The 3,329-nt window shown below is 29.1% G+C and carries 3 protein-coding genes; all 3 read left to right on the top strand.

All coding sequences use genetic code 11. From position 1 onward, the window contains the following. Positions 1-881, top strand: an 881-nt coding sequence (locus tag J7G74_RS04755; protein WP_297132512.1) for a pyridoxal-phosphate-dependent aminotransferase family protein, incomplete at its 5' end; no start/stop codon positions are given. Positions 882-1,079: 198 nt separating this feature from the next. Next, entirely contained in the window at positions 1,080-2,027 is a 948-nt protein-coding gene (locus J7G74_RS04750; RefSeq protein WP_297132510.1) for a D-2-hydroxyacid dehydrogenase, read from the top strand. A gap of 61 nt (positions 2,028-2,088) precedes the next feature. Further along, positions 2,089-3,329: DUF1015 domain-containing protein (locus J7G74_RS04745; protein WP_297132507.1), on the top strand; the 1,241-nt coding region annotated here is incomplete at its 3' end.

Raw genomic sequence — 3,329 nt, 5'->3', positions numbered from 1 at the left:
TAATGGAAGGCTCCATTCGTTGTTGTACTTTAAAGAAGGCAGCAGTACTGTCCTGTGGTTCATTTGGAGACAGATGGTACAAAATGGGCGTATTAAATGGTGTTCCATCGGATTTATTTAAAGTCGAATTAGGAAAAGCTATTGAGCCAGAAATGGTTGATAAGGTATTATCTACGAATAAATATGATACAGTCATGGTTACTCATAATGAGACCTCAACAGGAATTACTAACCCAATTGAGGAAATTGGTGAAGTAATTAAAAAATATGATGATGTTATATATTGTGTAGATGCTGTTAGTTCAGCAGGTGGTATGAAAATAGAGGTAGATAAAATTGGAATAGATGTCTGTTTAACCTCAGTTCAAAAAGCCTTGGGCTTACCACCAGGAATGTCTCTTTGTACATTTTCAGAGAAAGCTAAACAAAGAGCAAAAAAAGTACCTAATCGGGGTGTATATTTTGATTTACTCGCAATTTATGAGTATATTAAAAATAAAAATTTCCAATACCCTTCAACACCTTCCCTTTCACATATGTTCGCTTTAAATTTCCAACTTGAAAAAATTCTAAAAGAAGGCCTAGACGATAGATTCAAGCGTCATAAAGACATGGCAAAAGTCGTTCGAAATTGGGCTGAGGAACACTTCAAAATTTTTACCGATGTAAACTATTTATCTAATACGCTTACCGTTATTGAAAATACACAAGGAATCAGTGTATCTAATCTCAATGAAAAATTACAACAAAGAGGCTTTTTAATAGCCAATGGATATGGAGACCTTAAAGAGAAAACATTTAGAATTTCTCATATGGGCGATTATACAGTTGAAGATGTAAATGAATTATTAACTAATATTGATGATATATTAGGATTTTAGTGAAATTTAATTTGCATTATTTATTGTACCAAATTTTATAAATAATAGATAATTTTACAGTCAAAAACATTGATTAATTAAAAGATGATAATTTAATGTAATTTTAAGTGAGATCTTTGCCTAAAATGATTCGACGACAAGTCGCTCAAAGGCATATGGTCGGTGATACGAACGAAGTGAAGTTTTGGAGGTAAAAATATGTGTAAGATATTAGTTACAGATGGAATGAATAAAAATGCAGTTAATAGTCTTAGAAGATTTAAGGTGGATGTAGAACATAAATTTTATGATGGGCTAGAACTAGGTGAAAAATTAAAAGATAAAGATATACTGGTTATTCGTTCAAAGAATGTAATAACTAAAGAAATAATAGATAAGGCATGTGAAGGCAATACATTAAAGCTAATAATTAGAAGTGGTGTGGGACTTGATAATATAGATGTGGAATATGCAAATAAAAAAGGAATCAGAGTTTTAAATACTCCAAATGCAAGTACAAGATCTGTGGCAGAACTCACAATAGGTCAGATTATAACTCTTTCAAGATTTATAAACATATCAAACTTGACAATGAGAGATGGACAGTGGAATAAAAGTAAGTATGTTGGAACCGAAATACATGGTAAAACTCTTGGAATTATAGGACTTGGGAGAATTGGCAAAACTGTAGCCAAAATGGCTCATAATTTAGGAATGAAAATAATATATTACGATATACTTGGGGAAATGAAAACGCATAAAGGATATACTTATTGTACTTTTGAAGAAGTTCTAAAAAATGCAGATTTCTTAACTATTCATATACCTTTAGAAAGAAACCAAGATTATTTAATAACTAAAAAAGAGTTTGAAATGATGAAAGATAGAGTTTATTTTATAAATCATGCTAGAGGTGGTTTGGTTTGTGAAAAAGATTTAATAGAAGCTCTAGATACTGGAAAGGTAGAAGCAGCAGCTTTAGATGTTTATGAAAAAGAACCTATAGTTAATCTAGAACTTGTAAATCATCCTATGGTTTCTCCTACACCTCACCTTGGAGCATCTACAGTTGAGGCACAGGAAAGAATAGGAAGAGAAATTGTAAAAATAATATATGACTTTTTAATTGAAGAAAAAATAATTGATGATATGAAAATTGCACTATAAGAATAAAATTTAAATTTTAAGAATAAATTTGAGCAAATAAAACCTTGGGGAGGAAATAAAAATGGCAATAATAAAACCTTTTAAAGCGATAAGACCAACAAATGAATATGTAAATAAGGTAGCAGAGCTACCTTATGATGTAATGAATAGAGAAGAAGCTAAACAAATAGCAAAGAATAATAAATATTCTTTTTTACACATAGATAGGGCAGAGATAGATCTTGATGATGACGTAAATGAACATGATGAGAAAGTTTACATTAAAGCTAAAGAAAATTTAAATAAATTTTTAAATAACAATGTATTTATGAGAGATAAAGATGATGCTATTTATATTTATAGACAAATAGTAAATAATAGAAGTCAAACAGGAATAGTAGCATGTGTTGCAGTAGAAGATAATTTTAATGGGGTAATAAAAAAACATGAATATACTAAGCCAGATAAAGAATTAGATCGAACAAATCATATCAAATACTGTAATGCAAATACAGGAACGATACTTTTAACATATAAAAATCAAGAAGAGATAGATAAGATTGTAGATTATTATGTTTATTTCATACCACCTATATATGATTTTAAAACAGATGATAATGTGATTCATACTATATGGAAAGTTGAGAAGAAAAGAGATATTCAAGACTTAATAAAAGAATTTGATAAGGTTGAAAATTTATATATTGCTGATGGTCATCACAGATGTGCAGCTGCTGAAAATATTGCCCTAGAAGAAAGAAGAAAAAATCCTAATTATACTGGTGAAGAAGAATTTAATTATTATACAGCAATGATTGCACCAGATAATAAACTACACGTTATGGATTATAACAGAGTAGTGAAAGATTTAAATGGGCTAAATGAAGAAGAATTTTTAGATAAGGTAAAAGAAAAATTCATAGTAAAAGAAGCTACAAATAACTATAAGCCAAATAAAAAAGGTGAAGTAGGAATGTATTTAGGAGATAAATGGTATATGATAGAATTTGGAAAAGAGTATCTTGAAAATGAAGATGTTGTTGATTCTTTAGATATATCTATTCTTCAAAATCATATTTTAGATAAAGTATTAGGTATAAAAAATCCAAGAACTGATAAAAGAATAGATTTTATAGGTGGTATAAGAGGAGCAAAAGAAATTGAAAAAAGAGTCCATGACGATATGAAAGTTGGATTTTTAATGTATCCTACAGATATAAAAGAATTAATTTCTATTGCTGATGAAAATAAGATTATGCCAGCTAAATCTACTTGGTTTGAGCCAAAGGTTAGATGTGGATTATTTTTACATGAAATAAGTTA

The sequence above is a fragment of the Terrisporobacter sp. genome, assembly GCF_017888745.1.
In the GTDB taxonomy this organism is placed as follows: Bacteria; Bacillota; Clostridia; order Peptostreptococcales; family Peptostreptococcaceae; genus Terrisporobacter.
The sequence above is the reverse complement of the archived record's forward strand: the minus strand, read 5'-3'. Positions and strand labels throughout refer to the sequence as shown.

Excerpts from the sequence above, each read along its gene's own strand:
- J7G74_RS04750 (WP_297132510.1), top strand. The coding sequence starts at position 1,080 with ATGTGTAAGATATTAGTTACAGATGGAATGAATAAAAATGCAGTTAAT.